Here is a 17,833-nt window from a genome sequence, read left to right as displayed (position 1 = left end):
GCGTCGCCTCAAATCCTGTCGGGGATGCAGGTCCCTAATTCGCGGCGTTACCTGCAGAGATGACGGCGACGGTCTCGACCGATGTAGGTGCCCGTTGCGGGATCGTAGGATCGGTAGCGCTCCGCGCAAGAACGTGAGGCGGCAGCGCCATCAATGCGAGCCAGGGCGTTGTTCGCTCCCTGCGCAGGAGCCGCGCCATCCGGCAACTCGAGGCCTATCCGACCTGCCGGCGTCAGTGTGCCATTCAGGTTGCGATTGGGGTACTCGGCCTCGTACGTATCCGGATGGCTGCTTGCAAAGCCAGACTGCGCGTAGGCGGTGCTTAAGGTCAGGCTCGACAGCAAGGTCGCGGCAGCGAGAATCTTCAGTCCAGTCATAGTCGATCTCCATCACCAGCCGGCGCGTCGTGCAGCCAGCGCGATGAGATGTGGATCGACATGGTGCGGTCAACAAGCTCGTTGTGAGCCATACTTGCTGCCCGGCCCAATGCTGTCGTTCAAACACGGAAAGCGTCGTGTGCTTGTGGAACGAGAGGCAGTGGTCGAGGGAGGCCCGCTAGAGTCGCTTGATCGCGGTGACCTCGCTGCCGGCCTGCCTGATCCGCGCAATCGCGGGCTCGATCGGCTCGACCACGGTCGCCATGTGATATGCATTGGCGTGAACCATGGTGCTGGCATCTCGGACGATGGCGACATGGCCCTTCCAGAAGACCAGATCGCCGCGCAGCAAGCTGCCTCGCTCATGAGGCTCCAGCGTGCGGCCGAGTCCGGCCAGCTGCATGTCACTATCGCGCGGGCAGCCGATGCCTGCGGCGGTCAGCGAGATCTGCACGAGGCCCGAGCAGTCGATGCCGAGGCTGCTCTTGCCGCCCCACAGGTAGGGCGTGCCGACGAAGCGCTCGGCCACCGACACGAAATCTGCCTCGCGATGATCGAGCGGGACGAGATGCGTCCCCGGCAAAAATCTCCCGTCGCGCGTCACGGCGAAAGAGCCGTCCTCGCGCGCCACGGCAATCTTCGATCCCATCACGAGCGTGTCGGCCGGCGGCAGCTTGATCGAGGGACCGGGGAACGCGAAAGTTCTCAGTGCGCCCACCTTGTGCGTCGGCGCGGCCGTCGGTTTCACGAGCGCCGCGTCGGGAAGCCAGCCGACATAGCCATCGCCATTGAGCTGGCCCCAGGCCCACCCCTCGCCGTTGCGGTCGTAGACCGTGACGCGCTCGCCGCGCAGCGCTTCCGTCATCAGCATGGCGTTCGAGGACGGCTGCTCGCGCACCGGTGCGATCGCCTCGACCACCTCGAATTCCTCGCCGGTGACGAAGCGATCCGCCTCGACCTTGCCTTCGAGATATTTCGCGGCGATATCGCCCCGCGCCGGCGTCAGCCGTGGATCATGTTTGGGATCATGCATAGCGCTCGCTCAGCAATGTGTAGAGGGCGCGAGCGGCCTGGCACTCGCCGCCTTCGGGCCGCGCCGGCTTCGCCGACGGCGTCCAACCATAGATGTCGACATGCAGCCAGCTCCCGGCGTGCTCGACGAAGCGCTGCAGGAACAGCGCGCAAGTGATCGAGCCGGCGAAGCCGCCGGACGGCGCGTTGGTGATGGTGGCCGTCTTGGAATCCAGCCAGGCATCGTAAGGCGGCCACAGCGGCATGCGCCACAACGGATCGTTCTCCTTCGCCGCGCAGCGCGCGACGTCGGCGGCCAGCGTCTCATCATTGGTATAGAAGGGCGGCAAATCCGGCCCCAGCGCGACGCGGGCCGCGCCCGTCAGCGTGCCCAGATCGATCAGCAGTTCGGGCTTCTCCTCGTCCGCCAGCGCCAGCGCGTCGGCGAGGACGAGCCGGCCTTCCGCGTCGGTGTTGCCGATCTCGACTGTGATGCCCTTGCGCGAGGTGAAGATGTCGAGGGGGCGGAAGGCATTGCCGGCGACCGCGTTTTCCACGGCCGGGATCAGCACGCGCAGCCGCACCTTGAGCTTCGCGTCCATCACCATGCGCGCGAGCGCCAGCACGTTGGCGGCGCCGCCCATGTCCTTCTTCATGATCAGCATGCCGCTCGACGGCTTCAGGTCGAGTCCGCCGGTGTCGAAACACACGCCCTTGCCGACCAGCGTCACCTTGGGATGATCAGGATCGCCCCAGCCGATGTCGATCAGTCGCGGCGCGCGGCTGGAGGCCATGCCGACGGCGTGGATCAGCGGAAAATTCGTCTTCAGATCGTCGCCGACGGTGCAGGCGAAGCTCGCGCCGAACTCGGTGGCGAGCGCTTGCGCGGCTGCGGCGAGTTCCGCCGGACCCATGTCGTTGGACGGCGTGTTGATGAGGTCGCGCGCCAGTACTGCGGCATCGGCGATCCGCTCGATCTCGGCCGCGTCGACACCGTCAGGCGGCACCAGCCGGACCTCGGGGCGATCCGCCTTGCGGTAGCGGGCGAAGCGGTAGCACCCCAGTGCGAAGGCGAGCGCCGCCAGCCGCGGATCGTGCGGTGCGTTGGCAAAGCGATAGGTGCCCGGCGGCAACAGGCCGGGCAGGGCCCCGGGTCGGAACAGGTCGCGCGATCTTGCACCCTCATCCTCGAGGCCGAACAGCACCTGGGCAATCGTCCCGTCCAGCGCGGGAAGTGCCAGATAGCCGCCAGGCTTGGCGGCAAAGGCGCTCGCGGCGGCAAACTGGCGTTGCGCCGGCGGCAGCGTCTCGGCAATCTGATCCCAGCTCGACTTGGTGACGAAAGTGATCGGGATGGCGGTGGGCGACGTCTCGAAGATAGAGGGCATTGGCGGGTCCGGATCGTCAGATCAAGCGGGGTCATGCGAACTGACGAGACTTCGCAGAGTTTCGGCGCCGCTGCAATCAGCATTGCCGTCACCGTTCAGCGAACTGCTACGCGCCGCAAGGCCATGCTAGGTTCGGGGGTGCGGCCGCCAGATGTGGAGATCGGAGGCGACCGGAGGAAGCGCCGGGAGGAAACGCGATGGAATTTGTGTGGAGCGTGGTCACATTCGTCGGCCAGGCCGTCGAGGCGATTTTTGGCTATATCGAGCATCACCATTGGATCTTCGCGTTCCTTGCCGGCGGCTACGTCTTCTATCTCCACGACCGCTCCGTCCACGCGCGGTTCGATGCGCTCGACAAGCGCATCGACGAAATCCGCCGGCGGCTCGCCATCGAATATTGACCGGGTGAGAGGACGCCGTCCTCGGGCGGATCTCGTATCTCGCGCCGAGACCTACGGTTTGGAAGGGGACGGCCTCACGCCTTTGCGAGCGTTGCGGCCGTGATGCCGCCGCGAGAGGCCAGAGGGCGTCGTTAACCGGCCGTTAGGGTTAACATTCTATTGCTGGCGCGTTCGGCTCGATCAAGCGGTTCCAGAATCAAGGCTTCATGCGTCAACGGATCAGTCCTGCCCGGCTTCTTGCCTCGACGTCGCTGATCGCAGCGGTGGCCATGGGCCTCGGCGGCTGCACGGCCATGTCGAAACTCTCCGACGTGACGGGCTCGGTCGGCCCCCGGGCGGAGACGGCTCCCGCCGACCGCGCGTCCACCGATCCAGCGCGTGCCGTCGACGCCTATGGCGAGCGCTACCGCGCCAATCCCAGGGATGCCAACGCCGCACTCGCCTACGGACAGGCCTTGCGCGCCAACGGCCAGCGCGCCCAGGCCGCCGCCGTGCTCGAGCAGGCGACCATCGCCAATCCCGGCAACAAGGCGCTGCTCGCCCAGTACGGCCGCGCACTCGCCGACAACGGCAATTTCCAGCAGGCTTACGACGTCCTGTCGAAGGCGCATTCGCCCGACAATCCGGACTGGCGCCTGCTTTCGGTGCAGGGCACGGCGCTGGACCAGATGGGCCGTCATGAAGAGGCGCGATCTTACTACGCGAGCGCGCTCAAGATCGCACCGGGTGATCCCGGCGTGCTCTCCAATCTCGGCCTGTCCTACATGTTGTCGCGAGAGCTGCCGAAAGCCGAAGAGGCGCTGCGGCAGGCCTATGCTTCCCCGCGTGCGAGCGCGCGGGTGCGGCAGAACCTCGCCTTGGTCGTCGGTCTCCAGGGCCGCTTCGCGGAAGCGGAGACCATCGTGAAAGCGGACCTGCCACCGGACCAGGCCGCCGCCAATGTCGCCTATCTCAAGGACATGCTCAGCCGCAGCGAGGCCCCGCACGGTGCACCGAAGCGGACGCCGGTTGCTTCGCTCAGCCAGCCCGACTGATCAGATCTGATCGCCCGATCTCAGCCTGAGTGGCGAACCGCGCGGTCCGCTCTCACTCAGTGCAACTCCGTGACCTTGATGGCGGTCGGCCCCAGAATGACCACGAACAGCACCGGCAGGAAGAACAGGATCATCGGCACCGTCAGCTTCGGCGGCAGCGCGGCGGCCTTCTTCTCGGCCTCGTTCATGCGCATGTCGCGGTTCTCCTGCGCCATGACGCGCAGGGAGTGGCCGAGCGGGGTGCCGTAGCGCTCCGCCTGCTGAAGCGCGAGACACACCGACTTGACGCCCTCGAGCCCGGTGCGCCGTGCGAGGTTCTCATAGGCGACCTTGCGATCCTGCAGATAGGACAGTTCGGCCGTGGTCAGGGTGAACTCCTCCGAGAGCGCGATCGACTGACCCACGATTTCGGTCGCGACCTTCCGGAACGCCATCTCGACCGACATGCCGGATTCGATGCAGATCAGGAGCAGGTCGAGCGCGTCGGGAAATGCACGCTTGATCGAGAGCTGACGCTTGGCGATCGCATTCCTGAGAAACAGCATCGGCGCCTGAAGGCCGAGATAGGCAGCGCCGATGCAGATGCCGATCTTGACCGGCAGCGCCTGTTCCATGCGCGCGATCACGAAGACGTAGAGGGCCGAGCCGATGAAGAGCACGATCGGGGCGACCATGCGGGCAAACAGGAACGTGATGTAGGGCGCCTGGCCGCGGTAACCTGCCATGATGAGCTTGTCCCGCGCAGCTTCCTGCGCGAGCCATTTGGTGAGGTTGAAGTCCTCGACCACCTTGGAAACGAGCTGCTTCGGGGTCTGGCGCAGCGAGACTTTTTCGCTCTTGTGAAGACGCTCACGCTCGCGCTGCCGGATGCGCTCACGCTCGCTTGCCACCGCCTTCATGCGCTTGGAGAGGCCCTCGCCGGCGAACAACGGCATCACCAGCGTATACACGGTTGCGCTGGCGGCGACGGCCGCGAGCAGCATGGTCATGAAGCGGACGTCGTGCAGTTTCGAGACGAGGAATTCGACCATACGGCACCGTCAGAAATCGAAGTTGATCATCTTCTTCATCACCATGATGCCGATCGACATCCAGACGACGCAGCCGACCAGCATCAGCTGGCCGGTAGGATGAGTCCAAAGCACCGAGATGTATTGCGGCGTCGTGAGATAGACGAGGAACATCACGATCGGCGGCAGCGAGCCGATGATGCCGGCCGAGGCCTTGGCTTCCATCGACATCGCCTGGATCTTCTCCCGCATCTTCTTGCGGTCGCGCAGCACCTTGGAGAGGTTGCCGAGCGCTTCGGAGAGGTTGCCGCCCGACTTCTGCTGGATCGACACCACGATGCCGAAGAAATTGGCCTCCGGCAGCGGCATGCGCTCGTAGAGCCGCGCGCAGGCCTCGCCCAGCGGCATGCCGATCGCCTGCGTCTCGATGATAGCCAGGAACTCGCTGCGCAGCGGCTCGGGAGAATCGGCGGCGACGACCTTGATCGATTCGAACAGCGGCAGGCCCGCCTTGATGCCGCGAACGATCACGTCGACCGCGTCGGGCAGCGCAGCCAGGAACTTGGCCTCGCGACGCTTCTTCAGGAAGCTGAGCGCCCAGCGCGGCAGGCCGAAGCCGCCGGCAAAGGCGAGCCCGGCGGCGCCGATCATGCCGCCGCCGCCGAACAGAGCGACCGCGAAGAACACGCCCGCCACGACGGCGGACGCGATCCAGAATTTCTGCGGCGTCCAGTCAAGCCCCGCCTGCGACAGGCGGACGCTGAGCGGAGCGCTCTTCTCCTGGGCGCGCCGCGCCTCGAGGTCCTTGAGCGTTGTCTCGACCTGCTCGCGGCGCGAGCGCTGGGTCTTCTCGGCCTGGCGGGCCGTCGGCGCCTCGGCGCGCGCGACCGATGCGCGCCGGCTTTCCGCCTTTCGCTCCCCGGACAGCAACGGATAGAGGAAGACCCAGGCGATGCCACCGACGGCTGCGGTGGCGAGGAAGGCGAGGGCGAGGACCTGCATGTTCATGGCGGCGCTGACCTGCTCACGTCTTCGGAGCGACTTCCGCTGCGTCGAGCGCAGCGGCAAGGCGCTTCTCCTCGCCGTAATAGCGGGCGCGTTCCCAGAACTTCGGACGGCCGATGCCGGTCGAGCGGTGCCGGCCGATGATCTTGCCGTTGGCGTCCTCTCCGACCATGTCGTAGAGGAAGATGTCCTGGGTGATGATGGTATCACCTTCCATGCCCATCACCTCGGTGATGTGGGTGATGCGGCGTGAACCGTCGCGCAGGCGCGCGGCCTGGATGATGACGTCGATCGAGGCGCAGATCATCTCGCGGATCGTTCGCGAGGGCAGGGAGAAGCCGCCCATCGTGATCATGGATTCGCAGCGCGACAGCGCCTCGCGCGGGTTGTTGGCGTGCAGCGTGCCCATCGAGCCGTCATGGCCGGTGTTCATGGCCTGGAGCAGGTCGAACGCCTCGGGTCCGCGGACTTCGCCGACGATGATGCGTTCGGGCCGCATGCGCAGGCAGTTGCGCACCAGTTCGCGCATGGTGACCTGGCCCTCGCCCTCGATGTTGGGCGGACGGGTCTCCAGCCGTACCACATGGGGCTGCTGGAGCTGGAGCTCGGCGGCGTCCTCGCAGGTGATGACGCGCTCGTCGTGCTCGATGTAATTGGTGAGGCAGTTGAGCAGCGTCGTCTTGCCCGAGCCCGTACCGCCGGAGATCAGCACGTTGCAGCGGACGCGACCGATGATCTGGAGGATCTCGGCGCCCTCCGGCGAGATCGCGCCGAACTTGACGAGCTGATCCAGCGTCAGCTTGTCCTTCTTGAACTTGCGGATGGTGAGCGTCGGGCCGTCGATCGACAGCGGCGGCACGATGGCGTTGACGCGAGAACCGTCGGCGAGGCGCGCGTCGCAGATCGGCGAGGATTCGTCGACGCGCCGGCCGACCTGGCTGACGATGCGCTGGCAGATGTTGAGAAGCTGCTGGTTGTCTCGGAAGCGAATGCCGGTGCGCTGGATCTTGCCGCCGACCTCGATGTAGACGGTATTGGCACCATTGACCATGATGTCGGCGATGTCGTCGCGCGACAACAGCGGTTCGAGCGGACCGTAGCCGAGGACGTCGTTGCAGATGTCGTCGAGCAGTTCTTCCTGCTCGGCGATCGACATCACGATGTTCTTGATCGCGATGATCTCGTTGACGATGTCGCGGATTTCCTCGCGCGCGGACTCCGAATCGAGCTTGGCGAGCTGGGCGAGGTCGATCGCTTCGATCAGTGCGCCGAAGATGGTCGCCTTGACCTCGTAATAATTGTCCGAACGCCGGCTCTCCATGGCCGGAGGCGGCGCGACCTTGGCAGGGGCAAGCGGCGGCGAGGCGACGGCCGGCGGAGTTGGGGCGCGCGACATCGTCGGCGCCGGAGCCGGGGCAGGCTCGTGCGACACGGCGCCGGGCTTGGGCGCCCGAAAGTCGGTGTCTGTTCCGCTACGCTTACCGAACACTTAACAGCTCCATGCGGCGCTTATCTTCCCCGCAACTTCTCAATCAGAGGTGAAAGCAGGGACGACTTTTGTTTCTTGGTCTCGCTGCGGCCGGTCAGGCGTTGGGCGATCTGCAGGAACATCTCGATCGATTTGTGGTTGGCGGAGATCTCCGCGATCATCTGGCCGTTGTTGGCTGCCGAGCCGAAGATCTGCGGCTCGAACGGGATCGAGACGACCGGCTGGCTCTCGATCGCCTTGGCGAACTCCGTGGCGGCGATTTCGGGCCGTTTCGGCACGCCGACCTGGTTGAGGCAGTAGAGCGGCGGCCGGTCGTTGGGCCGCGCGGCCTTCAACAGATCGAACAGGTTCTTGGTATTGCGCAGGTTGGCGAGGTCAGGGGCGGCCACGATCAGGATATCGTCCGCTCCGATCAAGGCGCGCTTGGTCCAACCCGCCCATTGATGCGGAACGTCGAGCACGATGCAGGGCATGGTGGAGCGCAGCGTGTCGAACACGGCGTCGAAAGCGTCGGTGCCGAAATCATAGACCCGGTCGAGCGTCGCAGGTGCCGCCAGCAGGCTGAGATGGTCGGTGCATTTCGACAGCAGGCGGTCGATGAAGGCGGTGTCGACGCGGTCGGGCGAGAACACGGCGTCGGCAATGCCCTGCGGCGGATCCTGATTGTAGTCGAGCCCGGCGGTGCCGAAGGCGAGGTCGAGATCGGCGACGACGGCGTCCATCGCGAGGTCGCGCGCGATCGCCCAGGCGACATTGTGGGAGATGGTGGAAGCCCCGACGCCACCCTTGGCGCCGACCACGGCGATGATGCGGCCGACCGCCTTGGCTTCCGGCGCCGAGAACAGGTTGCAGATCGAGCGCACGACGTCGATCGCGCCGACCGGCGCGAGCACGTAGTCGCTGACGCCGCGGCGAACCAGCTCGCGATAGAGCGTGACGTCGTTGATGCGGCCGATCACGACCACGCGGGTGCCGGCGTCGCAGACGGTGGCGAGCTGGTCGAGCCCGCTCAACAGATCGCTGCGGCCGTCGCTCTCGAGCACGATCACGTTCGGCGTGGGAGCCGAGCGATAGGCTTCGATCGCGGCCGCCATGCCGCCCATCTGGATCTTCAGGTGGGCCTTGCCGAGACGGCGATCCTCGCCGGCCGCCTGTACCGCGGCGGCAGTCTCCACGGTTTCGCAGAAGGCCTGGACCGAGACGCGCGGCGCAGGCGCAATATGCTCCTCCATCGGCGGAGGAGCGGCTTGCTGCTGCTCTTCTTGTGTCTGGCGCGCGTAGCTGATCATCTGCCGGTTTCGCTGAGTTTGGCCTTGTCGGCCTCGGGATAGGTCGTTGCCGTCGAGAGCCCTTTGCGATATTTCTCGAAACCGGTGATGCGCCGCGGCGTGTATGACGGAGTTTCGGGCCGCGGCTGCTCCAGATCCGACGGATTGTCGACCATGGCCGCGAGGTTGCGCTGAGCGGCGCAGCCGTAGTTGTAGTAGTCCTTGTTCTCGAACCAGCGCTTGTTCTTCATCGAGGGGCCGATGTCCTCAGGCCACAGGCCGCAGGGACCGGCGACCGCGGCGATCTTGGAATAGGTGAGCCGGATCGGCGGCAGGAAGCGCTTGTCCTCTGGCCGGTAGGGGTGAACGCTGACGCCGCGCGGCGGAACGCCTGCCGCCGCCAGCATCGCCTGGATCTCTCGCATCGTATCCGCGATCGGACGAGCGTTGGGCGTCTGGGACGGTACGTCGATGCGAATGGCGCCGGTGCCTTCGTGCAACCATGCCGATGCGACCCCCATCACGTCGGCGCGCTGGGCGGCGGTCAGTCCACCGCGGGCATGCCCGACGAAGACGACGATCGAGCGATTTTGCTCCTCGATCGCGATCGGATGGCGCTGCTTGTAATCGTCGGGAATGGAGGCCGTGACGACCTCGTCGTGCTGGCAGCCGCCGAGCGCGAGCGCCATGCCGACGAGCGCGCCACCGAGGCGGATGGCGCGTCTGCGAAGCTGGGGTGGTCTCGTAATCATCGTGAAGTCCCCGTTCCGCCTCAGTCGGTGATGAAGCCGTAGGTGCCGCGGTAGCTCTTGCCCGGTTCGGCCCGTCCGGGCACGCCGTAGAGTCGGTTGACATTGCCGATCAGCTGGGCCTGCGGATCCGCAGGCGGAGCGAAGCCGTCATCCGGCCGCGACAGGTCCTTCGGCGCCACCGCGCGAACGACATAAGGCGTCACGATCACGACCAGTTCGGTCGTGTTGTTGACGAAGTCGCGGCTGCGGAACAGCGTGCCCAGGATCGGGAGTTGCATCAGTCCCGGCAATCCGCTGATCGCCTGCTTGGTCTGCTGCTGGATCAGGCCAGCCATCGCCATCGCGCCGCCGGAGGGAATTTCCAGCGAGGTCTCCGCGCGGCGGGTCCTGATCGAGGGCACCGTCAGCGAATTCACCGTGGTCGAGGTCACCGCCTGCGACAGCGTGATCGCATTCTCGTTCGACAGCTCCGAGACTTCCGTCATCACCCGCAGGCTGATTTTGCCTTCACTCAGCACCACGGGCGTGAAGTTCAGCGAGATGCCGAACTTCTTGAAGTTGATCTGGGTTGTACAGACATGAGTGACGGGGTCGCACGCATAGCCTGACGGCACCGGGAATTCACCGCCGGCGACGAACGTCGCCGATTCACCGGAGATCGCGGTCAGGTTCGGTTCGGCCAGCGTGCGGATCACGCCAGCGGTTTCCATCGCACGCAGGGTGGCCTGCACGGATGGCGTCGCGCCGAACTTCGTGGTCAGATTGTTGCCGTCGACAAGGTTGCGGCCATAGGCCGTGAACGGGTTCGAATTGGTGAAGCTCACCACGGAGGTGCCGTAGTTGAGGTTGGCGGAGAGGTCGATGCCGAGCTGCTTGACGATGTTGCGCTGGACCTCGGCCACCGTCACCTTGAGCATGATCTGGTCGCGGCCGCGCACCACGATCGAGTTCACCACCTTGTCGGGGCCGCCGGCCAGGCGCGCGGCGAGCTCGTTGGCCTGCTGAGCTTCCATCGGGTTGGCAGCCGTTCCGGTCAGGACGATGCCGTCGCCGAGGCCATCGATCTGGATGTCTGAATTGGGCAGGACCTGCTTCAGCGCGGCCCGCACGCCGTTGAGGTCGCGCTTGACTGCGATGTCATAGGCCGCAATCTGCTGACCGGCGGAATCGAAGAACACGATGTTGGTCTGGCCGACCGCCGCGCCGATGATGTAGGCGCGCTGCGCCGAACGGACCACCGCATTGGCGATCTTGGGATCGGCGACAAGCACGTCCTTGATGTCGCGCGGCAGGTCGATCACGATGGACTTGCCGATGCCGAGCGAGAGGAAGCGCGCGTTGATCTGGCCGTCCGCCGCGGCCGGCGCCACGGGGCGGTAATCGGCAGCGATCACCGGGTTGAACGCCAGCGCGAAGGCGGCCGAAAACGACAGGGCGCGGACCAGTGAGGTTCGTATCGTCGCCGAATCTGCCCTGCATTTCATATCGACTGTCTTCATCGTGCCTTAGCCGTCTGACTTGGAATGCCGTAGCGAATGATCGAAACGCCGTCTCGCTTCTGTGCGGAGTCGTCGAGCGTGATTTCGCTCAGCTTGACATCGGCGATACTGCGCAGCGCCAGCGACAGCGTGCCGCTCTGCCGCGCCGCGGAGAGCGTTGCGGTCTGCGCTGGATTGAGCTCGAGGGTGACGGTCTTGCCGATCACCGCGTTCTGGCCATCCTTCTCCTTGGGCGCCTGGTCGATGGCCAGGACGCGGATATTGGCCAGGATGATCTCGGAGGTGACGAGGTCGGGGGCGCCGCTGCTCTCGTCCGGGTTCTTCAACCGGCGCGTGAGAAGCACGTCGACGCGATCGTTGGGCAGGATGAAGCCGCCCGCGCCGGTCTCCGGCGAGATCTCGGTCGAGATCGCCCGCATGCCGGTGGGCAGGATCGCCGCCATGAAGCCGGAGCCTTCCGCCTTGACCAGCTTCTGGTCGCGGATCGGCTCACCCTGAATGAACGGTGCGCGCGCGATCGAGCCGCTTACCTGGGTCGCAGCATCGGGACGCTCGTTGCGGCGGATGAAGGTGGTGCTGGCGGTCGCGGCCGGCCAGGTCTGCCATTGCACGTCTTCCGGTTTCACGGTCTGGCCCAGGCCGATGTCGTTCTTGGCGACGAGGACGTCGACGGTCGGCAGCTGCGCGACCGGAAGCGGAGGCGGCGCAGAATTGTCGGTGCCGCTCGCCAGGTACGCGGCGACGCCGCCGGCGCAGATGGCGACCGTCAGGACGACAATGCGTGCCCTATTCATACGCTTCACTTTCCAACAATACGCGGCGACGCTGCCGCCGCCGTGATCGGCAGTTGACCAGCTATTCGTCAAAGCATGGTTAATGAGGCGTATCTAAATCGCCTTAACGCCGGGTTACCCAGTGGGTTCAGCGCAGTGCGAGGTGAGTGAGGTCGATCGCCTTCACCCATTCGGTCTCCGGGTAGACCATCAACGCGCTCAGGGCGAGCGCGATGCCGTAGGGAATGCCGCTCTCCTTGGCGTGCAGCCGTGCGAGCCAGGCCTGACCCGCCAGCCCGTAGGGCAGCGGCCATTGCCGGAACTGGAGCAGAAGCAGCGTCAGCGCGCCGCCGAACAGCGAGGCGTAGAGCAGGAAGTTCATCAGCTGCGCGAAGCCGAACCAGAGCGCGACGGAAGCCGCGACCTTGGCGTCGCCGCCGCCCACCCAGCCCATCGCGAAGCAGGCGAAGGCCACGACCAGGACGAGAGCGCCGGCGCTGACATGACTCATGATTTCGTAAGGTGCCATGCCACCGGCAAGGGCGAGCACGAAGAAGCCTGCGACCAGCGCCAGCGACACGCGGTTCGAGATCGTCATCGTGAAGAGATCGCTCGCGGCGGCGAATGCGATCAAGGCCGGGAAGAGCAGAAGGCGCGCAAGGTCGAGGATCATGGGCTGCGTCTTGAGGCCTGGGTTGGCCGCGGGAGCTGGCGTCGCCGGATGTTAGCGCGTAGTGCTAAACAAACCGACAACGGCGACAGGGACGTGAGGCCAAGGCTGCCGAATGCGTTTTCACCAGAAGCTGGCGATGCGTGCGGCGAGCGCGACGGTCGCAAGCAGCAGCGCAAGGCAGATCCAATAGGCCGGCGAGCCGGCTTGAGCCGCCCCCACCTCTTTCGCCGCGACCGCGGCATCGGTTCTGAACTTGTACAACGCCACTGGAACTTGCCGTCTTCAGAAAAGCAAAGGCCCCGGAGGCCCGGGGCTCTTGTCGTCGGTCTCGGTTCCCTACTTCAGCGACGTGCTGATCGAGGTGAACTTGCCGTTCAGCGCGGTGCCGAGATTGTTGACGACGGTGATGATGGCCAACGCGATGCCGGCGGCGATCAGACCGTATTCGATGGCGGTGGCGCCGGATTCATCCTTCGCGAAACGCGCGATCAAGTTCTTCATGAACAAAACTCCGTCTGGGTGAAATCGCCTCGTTCGGCGCAGCCTGAGGCGAAGACCATGAGAGCCGAGCTCTTTCGGTAAAGTTAAATCGATCGGATAAACCAAGGTCCGGCGCGAAGCTTTCGCGCAGAGTGAATTTCGCCTTAAAACGACAGCTGCGATGCATTCCGGTTCCCGATGCATCGGCAGCGCGATGCCTGCTTCACCCTCCCTTAAATTTCGCGGAGTACGTCTAGGCTGGACTGGAATTCGCAAGAGAGGCGACGATGTCGAGCCTGCCCATGCAAGTCGCCCTGATGCTCGGCGAGACCATCGTCAAGGTGATCCCCGTCACCTTCGTGCTTGCGGCGGTCTTCACCGTGCTGGAGCATTTCTGGGCCTGCAATCCCGGCGCGCCGTGGTGGCGCAAGCGGGAGATCGTCACCGACATCTGCTACTGGTTCTTCGTCCCGGTGTTCGCCCGCACCATGCGGATCGGTCTTCTGATCGTCGGCGCCAGCGTCGTCTTCAACATCCATGACGCCGACGCGCTCATTGCCTTCTACGACAATGGCCATGGTCCGCTGTCGCAGCTGCCGCTGTGGCTCCAGGCCCTGCTGTTCCTGGTGCTGTCTGATTTCATGCTGTACTGGCTGCACCGGCTTTTCCACGACGGCGGCTTCTGGAAGTACCACGCCGTCCATCATTCGTCGGAGGAAATCGGGTGGATCTCCGCGGCCCGCTTCCATCCCGTCAATCTCTTGCTCGGGACGATCAGCGTCGACGTCGTGCTGCTGATGGCCGGGATCTCCCCCAACGTCATGATCTGGGTCGGCCCGTTCACCACCTTCCATTCGGCCTTCGTGCACGCCAACCTGAACTGGACCTTCGGACCGTTCAAATACGTGCTGGCGACGCCGGTATTCCACCGTTGGCACCACACCTCGCTCGAAGAGGGCGGCGACACCAATTTCGCGGGGACGTTTCCGATCTGGGACGTGCTGTTCGGCACCTTCCGCATGCCGGAGGGGAAGCTGCCGCAGGACTACGGCAAGGACGAAGCGACCATGCCGAAGGAGATCTGGGGCCAACTCTCCTATCCGTTCAAACAATAGCCGGCGAGTTTGCGGAACGTTCATGAATTAAAGGCAGGTTGGCCGGGTCGGGCGCCGGCTCCGCTGTTATCTGGTCGCTTCTGCCGGTTTGTGACGTCCCGGGGGTAAGAGTATGCGTAAGGAATTGCTGCGCCGTCATGCGCGCGTGTGTCTTCTGGTTGCCGCTGCGGCGCTGGCATGGCCGGCCGCCGGCCTTGCCGAGTCCACCGCCGACACGATCGCCGTCAATGTCGATCAGGCCAAGCTGGTACGGCTGCCCGGCAAGGTGGCAACCATCGTGGTCGGCAATCCCCTGATCGCCGACGTCACGCTCCAGCCGGGCGGCATGATCGTCGTGACCGGAAAGGGCTATGGTGCCACCAACTTCATCGCGCTCGACCGGGGCGGCGAGATCCTGGTCGACCGCCAGATCCAGGTTGAAGGTCCGAGCGACCGGCTCGTCACCGTCTATCGTGGGATCGAGCGCGAGTCCTACAGCTGCGTACCGCTTTGCCAGCGTCGCGTGACGCTCGGCGACAGCGACGCCTACTTCAACAACACGATGAGCCAGGCCGGTTCGCTGAGCAACAGTGCCAGCGGCAGCGCCAAACCCAACTAAAGCGCGATGCGATCAGGATGAATGGTCGGCGCGCTCTGGGTTATTGTTCGAGCATGATCATTTCGGAAAAGCGCTGCACACTTTTCCGGATCATGCCGTAGAATAAAAGGCCGTGCGCGACGCACGGCCTTCTTGTTTCCTCTGGCTCGGGCCGGTCGGGCCAAGAGCCCGGTGGGCTCAGCCCGCGGCGCGGAGGTTGTCCGCCGCCGACTTGCCGGAGCGGCGGTCGGCCACGATCTCGTAGGAGATCTTCTGGCCTTCGCGCAGCGAGCCGAGACCGGCGCGCTCCACGGCGCTGATGTGAACGAACACGTCCTGGCCGCCGTCGTCGGGCTGGATGAAGCCGAAGCCCTTGGTCGCGTTAAACCACTTCACGGTTCCCATGCTCATGGGGTAGTCCTTCTCAGATAAACACAATGTCGGAGCCCGCTCACGCGGGCAAGTTTAGATCGAATTTCTGGAAGGGTCGTCAGGGTGTCTGAACCGGCTGTACCGGTGGATGCCAATGTCGTCCGGCCGAAAATCGATTAATTCATTTTATCGGAAACGGGGATTCGAAACAATCGGGACGTGCACGATTTTTTGATCCGCCGTGGTGTCAACGGCGGATCAAGATCCAAGTCGGGATTTTATCTCGCGCGTGCGCGCCGCAGCCGATCAGCGGCGGCGGAACTGGCCGCCGCGCTGTCCGGGACGGGGCGGTCCGCCCGCCGTGCTGGGACGTTCGTCCTTGTGGCGGAAAATCAGCCGGCCCTTCTCCAGGTCGTACGGCGACATCTCCACCGTCACGCGGTCGCCGGCGAGCGTCTTGATGCGGTTCTTCTTCATCTTGCCGGCGGTATAGGCAACGATCTCGTGTCCGGCGTCGAGTTGCACGCGGTAACGGGCGTCGGGGAGGATTTCGGTGACCAGTCCTTCGAACTGGATCAGCTCTTCCTTAGCCATGAATTTCTCCAGGTCGTGGACGGCTAGTGCGAATAGGGTTTGCGGTTCGGTTGGCTGTTTGGCCGACTCTCGCGGCGCAAAAAGGCAACGCCTTGTATCCCATCAGGCGTCCCGGCGCTATGCGCGGAACGTTGTTCCGGACGGTCGACGGGCGATGAATGCATCTTACCACCGGAGCGGCGGCGCCGAGAACCCTTCGAAGCATTCGGGCCACCATTGCCGGGTCGTCCGTCAGCATGCCTCGCCTCGGCGTGCCGTCCTTCACCGTGCCTTCCGTCACTTTGCTTGCCGGCACCATGGTGACGCCCGTCGGCATGTCTTTCGTCAGCACGCCGCCCGTCACCGTGCCGTGCCCCTTGCGGGCGTTGGCCCGGGCGGCCGCCCGGCCGGCCCTGCCGTTGCTGCGACGGGGCGGGGCCGGCATCGCGGCGCCCGGCGTCGGTGCGGTGGTCCTCGCGCGGCAGCGCGACGCGGATCAGCCGTTCGATGTCGCGGAGATAGCTGAGCTCCTCGCCGCCTGCGACCAGCGAGATCGCGGTGCCGTCGGCGCCGGCGCGCGCGGTGCGGCCGATGCGATGGACGTAGGTCTCGGGGACGTTGGGCAGGTCGAAATTGATGACATGGGTGATGCCGTCGACGTCGATGCCGCGGGCGGCGATGTCGGTCGCCACCAGGGTGCGGATCTCGCCAGAGCGGAACTGGGCGAGCGTCCGCTCGCGATGGTTCTGGGACTTGTTCCCGTGGATGGCGCTCGCGGCAATGCCGGCCTTTTCAAGGGTCTTCACGACCTTGTCGGCGCCGTGCTTGGTGCGGGTGAAAACCAGTGCGCGGTTGATCGGCTCGTCCTTCAGGAGCTTGGTCAGGAAGGCGGGCTTGGAGGAGAAGTCGACCTGGATGATGCGCTGGTTGATCCGCTCGGCGGTCGAGGAGACCGGGGTCACCGCGACGCGGGCCGGATCGCGCAGCATGGCGTCGGCGAGCTCGGCGATGTCCTTGGGCATGGTGGCCGAGAAGAACAGCGTCTGCCGCTTGATCGGCAGCTTGGCGACGATTTTGCGAATATCGTTGATGAAGCCCATGTCGAGCATGCGGTCGGCTTCGTCGAGCACGAGGAACTCGACGCTTCCAAGCTTCAGCCCGTTGCTCTGCACGAGGTCGAGCAGGCGGCCGGGAGTGGCGACCAGAACGTCGACGCCCTGCATCAGGGCGCGGACCTGACGGCCCATCGGCACGCCGCCGATGGCGAGGGTCGACGCCAGCCGCAGGTGACGGCCATAGGCGTTGAAGCTGTCCAGGATCTGGCCGGACAGCTCGCGGGTCGGAGAGAGCACGAGTACGCGGCAGGTCTTGGGCTGCGGCTTGATGCGGTTCTCGAGCAACCGGTGGAGGATCGGAAGCGCGAAGGACGCGGTTTTGCCGGTGCCGGTCTGGGCGATACCGACGACGTCGCGGCCGGTCAGCGCCAGCGGGATGGTCTGGGCCTGGATCGGGGTGGGGGTGACGTAATTCTCTTCACGAAGAGCGCGCGCGATGGGTTCGGCGAGGCCGAAATCCTGAAACGAAGTCAAAAGAGGGGTTCTTTCCATGTCAAAAGCGAGCGCCCGGCGCATTCGGCGCGGCGCGCGCAAAAAGGTGTCGAGAAGACACCTGCGTGTTTGGGGTGTCGGATGGGCTTGGGAGATATGGGGCAAGCCAGACGCCCGTACGGGCTTAAGAACACGCGGCTCGCTATGACCCCTTGATTCGCAAGAGGTCTGGGTGGTCATATGGAACATCGAAGGGGCGCTTTCAAGGCAGGCGCGCCCGAAATAGCGATTGCGGTGCAAAAATAGTGATGCCGGAAATTTAGCCAGAACTGATGGGTTGCTTAGAAAATAACCTGCATGCCGCTTTCGCATACATTTTGGCCGCCTATAATTTAGTCAATCTGACTATGGCCAAACTTCGATTCCGGCCAATTTCATAAGTAACATCAAAGCGTTGATGGGTGCTCAGCCCATGGCATGGTTCTTGCG

General features: G+C 64.8%; 20 protein-coding genes. 4 read left to right on the top strand and 16 right to left on the bottom strand.

The window, feature by feature from the left end:
- Positions 1-47 precede the first annotated feature (47 nt).
- From AC1RQP_RS11850 to AC1RQP_RS11840, 3 genes are all read right to left on the bottom strand, one after another.
- Positions 48-377: a BA14K family protein gene (locus AC1RQP_RS11850; protein WP_239627345.1), complete on the bottom strand. Its 330-nt coding sequence runs from the start codon at positions 375-377 to the stop codon at positions 48-50.
- A gap of 178 nt (positions 378-555) precedes the next feature.
- Positions 556-1,410 carry a C40 family peptidase gene (locus AC1RQP_RS11845; protein WP_492937031.1) on the bottom strand — a complete coding sequence of 285 codons (855 nt, stop codon included), beginning with the start codon at positions 1,408-1,410 and terminating at the stop codon, positions 556-558.
- Positions 1,403-2,776 (bottom strand): leucyl aminopeptidase family protein, encoded by a 1,374-nt coding sequence (locus tag AC1RQP_RS11840; protein WP_492937030.1) that lies wholly within the window; start codon positions 2,774-2,776, stop codon positions 1,403-1,405. The genes AC1RQP_RS11845 and AC1RQP_RS11840 overlap by 8 nt, the downstream gene beginning before the upstream one ends.
- A gap of 197 nt (positions 2,777-2,973) precedes the next feature.
- Here AC1RQP_RS11840 and AC1RQP_RS11835 point away from each other — a divergent pair, with 197 nt between their 5' ends.
- Together AC1RQP_RS11835 and AC1RQP_RS11830 are read left to right on the top strand one after the other, a co-directional pair.
- Positions 2,974-3,177 carry a hypothetical protein gene (locus tag AC1RQP_RS11835; protein WP_028177287.1) on the top strand — a complete coding sequence of 68 codons (204 nt, stop codon included), beginning with the start codon at positions 2,974-2,976 and terminating at the stop codon, positions 3,175-3,177.
- Between the two features lie 206 nt (positions 3,178-3,383).
- The gene (locus AC1RQP_RS11830) at positions 3,384-4,211 is read left to right on the top strand and encodes a tetratricopeptide repeat protein (RefSeq protein ID WP_492937029.1); all 828 of its coding nucleotides are present in this window, start codon (positions 3,384-3,386) and stop codon (positions 4,209-4,211) included.
- Between the two features lie 56 nt (positions 4,212-4,267).
- Here the strand turns inward: AC1RQP_RS11830 and AC1RQP_RS11825 are convergent, their stop codons facing one another.
- The 10 genes from AC1RQP_RS11825 to AC1RQP_RS11780 form a co-directional block, all read right to left on the bottom strand.
- Positions 4,268-5,242: a type II secretion system F family protein gene (locus tag AC1RQP_RS11825; protein WP_239627339.1), complete on the bottom strand. Its 975-nt coding sequence runs from the start codon at positions 5,240-5,242 to the stop codon at positions 4,268-4,270.
- Positions 5,243-5,251: 9 nt separating this feature from the next.
- Positions 5,252-6,229, bottom strand: coding sequence for a type II secretion system F family protein (locus tag AC1RQP_RS11820; protein ID WP_131871970.1), 978 nt, complete (start codon positions 6,227-6,229; stop codon positions 5,252-5,254).
- 16 nt (positions 6,230-6,245) lie between these two features.
- On the bottom strand, positions 6,246-7,715 hold the full coding sequence (locus AC1RQP_RS11815; RefSeq protein WP_061880985.1) for a TadA family conjugal transfer-associated ATPase: 1,470 nt from the start codon (positions 7,713-7,715) through the stop codon (positions 6,246-6,248).
- Positions 7,716-7,735: 20 nt separating this feature from the next.
- Positions 7,736-9,004, bottom strand: a complete 1,269-nt coding sequence (locus AC1RQP_RS11810) for a CpaE/TadZ family protein (protein WP_061880984.1) — start codon at positions 9,002-9,004, stop codon at positions 7,736-7,738.
- Positions 9,001-9,735: a CpaD family pilus assembly protein gene (locus AC1RQP_RS11805; RefSeq protein ID WP_492937028.1), complete on the bottom strand. Its 735-nt coding sequence runs from the start codon at positions 9,733-9,735 to the stop codon at positions 9,001-9,003. Before AC1RQP_RS11805 ends, AC1RQP_RS11810 begins: the two co-directional genes overlap by 4 nt.
- Positions 9,736-9,755: 20 nt before the next feature.
- Positions 9,756-11,219, bottom strand: coding sequence for a type II and III secretion system protein family protein (locus AC1RQP_RS11800; protein ID WP_239629406.1), 1,464 nt, complete (start codon positions 11,217-11,219; stop codon positions 9,756-9,758).
- A gap of 11 nt (positions 11,220-11,230) precedes the next feature.
- On the bottom strand, positions 11,231-12,028 hold the full coding sequence (gene cpaB / locus AC1RQP_RS11795; protein ID WP_492937027.1) for a Flp pilus assembly protein CpaB: 798 nt from the start codon (positions 12,026-12,028) through the stop codon (positions 11,231-11,233).
- A 127-nt stretch (positions 12,029-12,155) separates the two neighbouring features.
- Positions 12,156-12,680 (bottom strand): A24 family peptidase, encoded by a 525-nt coding sequence (locus AC1RQP_RS11790; protein ID WP_492937026.1) that lies wholly within the window; start codon positions 12,678-12,680, stop codon positions 12,156-12,158.
- Positions 12,681-12,800: 120 nt separating this feature from the next.
- Positions 12,801-12,947 (bottom strand): hypothetical protein, encoded by a 147-nt coding sequence (locus tag AC1RQP_RS11785; protein ID WP_193374332.1) that lies wholly within the window; start codon positions 12,945-12,947, stop codon positions 12,801-12,803.
- 69 nt (positions 12,948-13,016) lie between these two features.
- Positions 13,017-13,181, bottom strand: a complete 165-nt coding sequence (locus AC1RQP_RS11780; RefSeq protein WP_028177277.1) for a Flp family type IVb pilin — start codon at positions 13,179-13,181, stop codon at positions 13,017-13,019.
- Between the two features lie 266 nt (positions 13,182-13,447).
- Between AC1RQP_RS11780 and AC1RQP_RS11775 the strand changes: the two genes are divergently transcribed.
- Both AC1RQP_RS11775 and AC1RQP_RS11770 read left to right on the top strand, forming a co-directional pair.
- Positions 13,448-14,275, top strand: coding sequence for a sterol desaturase family protein (locus tag AC1RQP_RS11775; RefSeq protein WP_239627328.1), 828 nt, complete (start codon positions 13,448-13,450; stop codon positions 14,273-14,275).
- A gap of 112 nt (positions 14,276-14,387) precedes the next feature.
- Positions 14,388-14,873, top strand: a complete 486-nt coding sequence (locus AC1RQP_RS11770) for a pilus assembly protein N-terminal domain-containing protein (RefSeq protein ID WP_239627326.1) — start codon at positions 14,388-14,390, stop codon at positions 14,871-14,873.
- Positions 14,874-15,050: 177 nt separating this feature from the next.
- Here AC1RQP_RS11770 and AC1RQP_RS11765 read toward each other — a convergent pair whose 3' ends face one another.
- From AC1RQP_RS11765 to AC1RQP_RS11755, 3 genes are all read right to left on the bottom strand, one after another.
- On the bottom strand, positions 15,051-15,263 hold the full coding sequence (locus AC1RQP_RS11765; RefSeq protein WP_014439634.1) for a cold-shock protein: 213 nt from the start codon (positions 15,261-15,263) through the stop codon (positions 15,051-15,053).
- Between the two features lie 267 nt (positions 15,264-15,530).
- Complete coding sequence (gene infA / locus AC1RQP_RS11760; protein ID WP_024340539.1) at positions 15,531-15,818, bottom strand: translation initiation factor IF-1; 288 nt, start codon at positions 15,816-15,818, stop codon at positions 15,531-15,533.
- A gap of 23 nt (positions 15,819-15,841) precedes the next feature.
- On the bottom strand, positions 15,842-17,428 hold the full coding sequence (locus AC1RQP_RS11755; RefSeq protein WP_239627324.1) for a DEAD/DEAH box helicase: 1,587 nt from the start codon (positions 17,426-17,428) through the stop codon (positions 15,842-15,844).
- Between the last annotated feature and the right edge of the window lie 405 nt (positions 17,429-17,833).

The organism is Bradyrhizobium sp. GW821-FHT13H06 (assembly GCF_058803975.1).
The sequence above is the reverse complement of the archived record's forward strand: the minus strand, read 5'-3'. Positions and strand labels throughout refer to the sequence as shown.

What these genes read in the sequence shown, in the direction of transcription:
- infA (WP_024340539.1), bottom strand. Translation starts at nt 15,818, where the DNA reads ATGGCTAAGGAAGAGCTGATCCAGTTCGAAGGACTGGTCACCGAAATC.
- AC1RQP_RS11755 (WP_239627324.1), bottom strand. Translation starts at nt 17,428, where the DNA reads ATGCGCCGGGCGCTCGCTTTTGACATGGAAAGAACCCCTCTTTTGACT.
- AC1RQP_RS11850 (WP_239627345.1), bottom strand. Translation starts at nt 377, where the DNA reads ATGACTGGACTGAAGATTCTCGCTGCCGCGACCTTGCTGTCGAGCCTG.
- cpaB (WP_492937027.1), bottom strand. Translation starts at nt 12,028, where the DNA reads ATGAATAGGGCACGCATTGTCGTCCTGACGGTCGCCATCTGCGCCGGC.
- AC1RQP_RS11845 (WP_492937031.1), bottom strand. Translation starts at nt 1,410, where the DNA reads ATGCATGATCCCAAACATGATCCACGGCTGACGCCGGCGCGGGGCGAT.
- AC1RQP_RS11770 (WP_239627326.1), top strand. Translation starts at nt 14,388, where the DNA reads ATGCGTAAGGAATTGCTGCGCCGTCATGCGCGCGTGTGTCTTCTGGTT.
- AC1RQP_RS11830 (WP_492937029.1), top strand. Translation starts at nt 3,384, where the DNA reads ATGCGTCAACGGATCAGTCCTGCCCGGCTTCTTGCCTCGACGTCGCTG.
- AC1RQP_RS11820 (WP_131871970.1), bottom strand. Translation starts at nt 6,229, where the DNA reads ATGAACATGCAGGTCCTCGCCCTCGCCTTCCTCGCCACCGCAGCCGTC.
- AC1RQP_RS11800 (WP_239629406.1), bottom strand. Translation starts at nt 11,219, where the DNA reads ATGAAATGCAGGGCAGATTCGGCGACGATACGAACCTCACTGGTCCGC.
- AC1RQP_RS11775 (WP_239627328.1), top strand. Translation starts at nt 13,448, where the DNA reads ATGTCGAGCCTGCCCATGCAAGTCGCCCTGATGCTCGGCGAGACCATC.
- AC1RQP_RS11835 (WP_028177287.1), top strand. Translation starts at nt 2,974, where the DNA reads ATGGAATTTGTGTGGAGCGTGGTCACATTCGTCGGCCAGGCCGTCGAG.
- AC1RQP_RS11840 (WP_492937030.1), bottom strand. Translation starts at nt 2,776, where the DNA reads ATGCCCTCTATCTTCGAGACGTCGCCCACCGCCATCCCGATCACTTTC.
- AC1RQP_RS11790 (WP_492937026.1), bottom strand. Translation starts at nt 12,680, where the DNA reads ATGATCCTCGACCTTGCGCGCCTTCTGCTCTTCCCGGCCTTGATCGCA.
- AC1RQP_RS11825 (WP_239627339.1), bottom strand. Translation starts at nt 5,242, where the DNA reads ATGGTCGAATTCCTCGTCTCGAAACTGCACGACGTCCGCTTCATGACC.
- AC1RQP_RS11805 (WP_492937028.1), bottom strand. Translation starts at nt 9,735, where the DNA reads ATGATTACGAGACCACCCCAGCTTCGCAGACGCGCCATCCGCCTCGGT.
- AC1RQP_RS11765 (WP_014439634.1), bottom strand. Translation starts at nt 15,263, where the DNA reads ATGAGCATGGGAACCGTGAAGTGGTTTAACGCGACCAAGGGCTTCGGC.
- AC1RQP_RS11780 (WP_028177277.1), bottom strand. Translation starts at nt 13,181, where the DNA reads ATGAAGAACTTGATCGCGCGTTTCGCGAAGGATGAATCCGGCGCCACC.
- AC1RQP_RS11810 (WP_061880984.1), bottom strand. Translation starts at nt 9,004, where the DNA reads ATGATCAGCTACGCGCGCCAGACACAAGAAGAGCAGCAGCAAGCCGCT.